Consider the following 4,356-nt stretch of genomic DNA (forward strand, 5'->3'; position numbering starts at 1 on the left):
GTGCGTATTTCGGCGAAGTCGAACACGGATTTCGGTTGAAGTCGAACGGTTTCGGGGTATTCCGGAATCGGTGTTCGGCGCTCCGAAACGCGTGTTCATCTTCCCGAAATCGGTGTTCAGCCCGCCGAAACGGCTGTTCACTCCGCCGAAATGCGTGTTCGGTGAGCCGAAACGAAAGGCGCGGTTTTGGTTGGCGGTACTGCGGATGGCTCAATCGGCCGGCGGTTAAGGTTGCTCCTTTTGGGAGAACCCGACGATGCCGGCTCACCGGACGACCATGCGCAAAATAAAAGATGTGCTTCGCCTGAAATGGACCTGTAATCTGTCTCACCGGCAGGTGAGCGGCGCGCTCGGGGTCGGGCTCGGCACCATTACCCAATATTTGCAGCTTGCCGCCTCGGCCGGCCTGGACTGGGCGAAGATCGAGCCGCTGTCCGAGGCAGAGCTGGAGCAGTTGCTAGTCAACGGCGCCGTTCCGACAATGGCCGCAGGCAAGCGCATGGAGCCTGACTGCGCCTGGATTCATCGGGAGTTGCGCCGCAAAGGCGTGACGTTGCAACTGCTGTGGGAAGAGTACGTTGGCGCGAACCCCGGCCAGAAGACCTTGCGCTACACGCAGTTCTGTCAGCGATACAAGGACTGGGCCCAGACGTTGAAGCGGTCGATGCCCCAGCAACATTACGCCGGTGAGAAGTTGTTCGCCGACTACGCCGGGCAAACGGTGCCGATTCTCGATCGCACCGGCGGCATTGCGTTCAAGGCGCACATCTTCGTCGCCGTGCTCGGCGCATCGAATTACACGTATGCGTGCGCCACGCGTTCGGAAGCGACACCCGACTGGATCGGCGGCCTCATTGACGCGATGGAGTTCTGCGGCGGCGTGCCAAGGCTGCTTGTGCCCGCTGGCGTTATGTGGCCCTTCTTTTTGAAGTGATGACCGTGGGCCATTTAGTTACCTCACTGGCAACATAACGGGCCGTTGTGGCATGTTGATCTTCCCACTCTCCTTGGGAGATTGTCATGCTCGAGAACTATTATGTTCGTCCCGCGAGCGTTGATCGCATCCGGGCTTCGTGGATCGCTCCAGCTATCGAGCAGTACGTCAACTGGATGGCAGAGCACCGCTATACACCTCGCAGCGTGCTACACCGCGTTCCGGTTCTGATGGAGTTCGGAGAGTTCGCCAAGACGCGCGGCGCGAACGAATTCGTTCAACTAATCGACCACATCGAACCGTTTGTTCAAGCCTGGATTCGCCGACGAGCGCGTGGACGAAACGCTTCCAGAAGGAGCCGGTTGGCCCATGAGATACGCAATCCCATTTGTCAGATGCTACGTCTGGCGATTGACGGTTACGATGGTCCGGGGCGTCCGCACAAGCCAGAGAATCCGTTCGCGCGGCAAGCTCCGAAGTTCCTCGCGTACCTTGTCGAGGAGAAGGGCCTTCGCCCACGTACGATCTACCAGTACCGCTTCCACCTTCGACAGTTCGCAGCCTACCTCGAACGCAACGGCATCGGTCTACGCACTGTGTCGCCGACCGTGATCAGCGGCTTCATCAGCGAGTACGGTCCACGGATTGCCTGGACCACGCTTCGCAATGCTTGCGGAACACTGCGAGTCTTTCTGCGATACCTGTATCGTGAAGGAGTGATCTCGAGAGACCTGAGTTCGCTGGTCGAGTTTCCACAATCGTATCGAAACACAGGCATTCCCCGATCGATCAACTGGGATCAGGTTGAGCGCATCTTGGCGAGCGTTGATCGACGCTCGCCATGTGGTAAGCGCGACTACGCGATGCTGTTGCTGCTCGCGACATACGGACTGCGGGCCTGCGAAGTCGCCGCACTCACCTTGGACGATGTCGACTGGCGCAACGAACGTTTCAGAATCCGCGACCGCAAGGCGGGCAATACGACTACGTATCCGCTGTCAGCGGTGGCTGGTGCGGCGATCGTGGACTACCTCAAGAATGGGCGGCCGGCTACAACGCATCGTGAAGTGTTCATGCGCATGACGGCACCACTCGCTCCGATCCAGTCCGCGGCAGTGGTGTCTCGGTGCGCGCACTTTATCCGTAAGGCCGGTGTCAGCGTTTCCCGCACTGGCTCCCACGTGCTACGGCACAGTTGCGTTCAGCAATTGCTCAACGCTCATTTCTCACTCAAGCACATTGGCGACTATATCGGACATCGAAACATTTCTTCAACCCAGATCTATGGAAAGATCGCGATCGAGGAACTGCGCAATGTCGCACAGGGCGACGGGGAGGACGTGCTATGAGACCCCACGCGTCCTTCCAGAGTTTTCTTGGGCCGGATATTGAGCAGTTCATCGTTCACAAGCGTTCGTTGGGAAGGCGTTACAATGTTGAAGAGAAGACGCTCGTTCTGCTCGACGCCTACCTTCTACAGAGGCACATTGGCGGCCTCTCCGAAGTGACTCCGGCCCTGGTGGACGAGTTCCTGCTCTCGCGTCCACGATCGCGCCCGAGGAGCTACAACCACCTACGTTGTACGATCGGCAGGTTGTTCTCGTATCTCGTCGATCGCGGCAAACTCTCTGCGACACCCTTGCAATCGCCACCGCGCCGATCGAGATATGACCGGGCGCCGTTTATCTTTGACACGGAAGACGCCAGGAGGCTGTTCGCTGTTGCCAAAGCGCTTCCCGACAAGGGAGGCACCATTGAACGAGGCAGCACCTACTTCGTCCTTTTTGCTGTTCTATATGGGCTCGGCCTGCGCGTTGGAGAAGCCTGCCGACTGCGTATCAAGGATGTTGATCGCGAGCGGCAGCTGCTGGTCATCCGGGAAACGAAGTTTTATAAGAGCAGGCTCGTTCCCTTCGGCCCCAAGCTCGAAGCGTTGCTCAACGAGCATGTGCAGCGACGCCAAATGGAGGGCGCGCGCGCAGTCTCGGATGAGGCACCGCTTTTTAGCTTGCGCGGCGGACGGCCCATCAATCCGGGCACGGTAAGCCAGACCTTTCATGCTCTGGTTCCAAAGTTGAATCTGGACATTGCACCGGGTGTTCCGAATCCGCATCTGCATGATCTACGCCACGCCTTCGCTGTCGGCGTACTGACCCGCTGGTACCGCGTCGGCCTTGATCCACAGGCGAATCTTCTTGCGCTTTCAACGTTCATGGGCCACGTCGATGTGAGTTCCACCTCGGTGTATCTGTCAACGACACCAGCACTGCTCGAGCAGGCGAACCGTCGCTACGAGGCATTCGCCGCAGCAACCCTCCAGGAGGTCATCTCATCATGACATCATCTCTCGGCCCATTGGTACAGTCGTTCTTTACGGATCATCTTCCAGTACAGAAGGGGTTGCGCCAAGGTTCGATCCGAAGCTATCGCGACACCATCCGTCTATTCCTGTGCTTTGTATCCGAACAACGTGGCAGTTCCATCGCGTCCCTGGCCCTCGATGACCTGAGCTTTGAGCAAGCTCTTGCATTTCTGAAGTACCTGGAGCAGCAGCGTGGCAATTCTGTGCGTACCCGCAACCAGCGACGCGCGGCGTTGAATACCTTCTTTACATACCTCGCTCTGCGAGTGCCGGAGATGCTTGCAGTTTGCCAGCGGGTCGCCGCGATCCCTGTCAAGCGCACATCACTGCCTGACACGCACTATCTCGAGGATGATGAGGTGACGGCGCTGTTTCGCTCCCTTCCAAAGCAGGGGCGCTTTGCACTCCGGGATCGAACACTATTGCTCTTTCTGTACAACACCGGAGCCCGCGTACAAGAGGTCGCCGATCTTCGCATGGAACATCTCGATTTCACCCCTCCAGCCAAGGTTCATCTGCACGGCAAAGGCGATAAGTGGCGCATCTGCCCACTCTGGGAGGAGACGGTTAAGCGTCTTCAGCAACTGCTCACGGAGCAGCATACATTGCCTGACGGCTATGTATGCTGTGCAGTACGAAACCGACCCCTGACGCGCTTCGGTATCTACAAGATAGTTCGACGACATGCTGCAATGTGGGATACGGAGAGCCCACAGCCCCGGCGCGTCACTCCACACCTGTTTCGACATACCGCTGCGGTCCACCTTCTGGAATCCGGTGTCGAAATCAACGTAATTCGTGGCTGGCTCGGACATGTCAGTGTCGATACTACAAACCGATATGCAGAACTAACGTTACGTGCAAAAGCCGAAGCGTTGGCAGCGTGCGCAGTAATTTCTGGTGTTTCGGCGGGATCCCGAGCTCGTACCGCCTGGAAGGACGACAAAGCTCTTCTTGAATGGCTCAATTCGCTGTAGCAAATTATGTGCTCAAATATTCGTTCCCCGCCGCCTCAGCACGGGAACACCGCGCTTGCCGCCACATAACGCCAGCGGGCACA

At 57.9% G+C, this 4,356-nt stretch carries 4 protein-coding genes and 1 pseudogene; all 5 read left to right on the forward strand.

Annotated elements, in window-relative coordinates; all coding sequences use genetic code 11:
• The coding region (locus M3I54_RS43575; protein ID WP_254346588.1) for a hypothetical protein at positions 1–229 on the forward strand (229 nt) is incomplete at its 5' end.
• Positions 230–256: 27 nt separating this feature from the next.
• Positions 257–901 (forward strand): annotated as a pseudogene (locus M3I54_RS43580) (IS21 family transposase); the annotation flags it as partial.
• Positions 902–1,020: 119 nt separating this feature from the next.
• On the forward strand, positions 1,021–2,283 hold the full coding sequence (locus tag M3I54_RS43585) for a site-specific integrase (RefSeq protein WP_254346590.1): 1,263 nt from the start codon (positions 1,021–1,023) through the stop codon (positions 2,281–2,283).
• Positions 2,280–3,272 (forward strand): tyrosine-type recombinase/integrase, encoded by a 993-nt coding sequence (locus M3I54_RS43590; RefSeq protein ID WP_254346597.1) that lies wholly within the window; start codon positions 2,280–2,282, stop codon positions 3,270–3,272. Before M3I54_RS43585 ends, M3I54_RS43590 begins: the two co-directional genes overlap by 4 nt.
• The gene (locus M3I54_RS43595; protein ID WP_254346600.1) at positions 3,269–4,273 is read left to right on the forward strand and encodes a tyrosine-type recombinase/integrase; all 1,005 of its coding nucleotides are present in this window, start codon (positions 3,269–3,271) and stop codon (positions 4,271–4,273) included. The genes M3I54_RS43590 and M3I54_RS43595 overlap by 4 nt, the downstream gene beginning before the upstream one ends.
• The last annotated feature ends 83 nt before the right edge of the window (positions 4,274–4,356 follow it).

The sequence above is a fragment of the Paraburkholderia sp. CNPSo 3274 genome, assembly GCF_024206475.1.
In the GTDB taxonomy this organism is placed as follows: Bacteria; Pseudomonadota; Gammaproteobacteria; order Burkholderiales; family Burkholderiaceae; genus Paraburkholderia.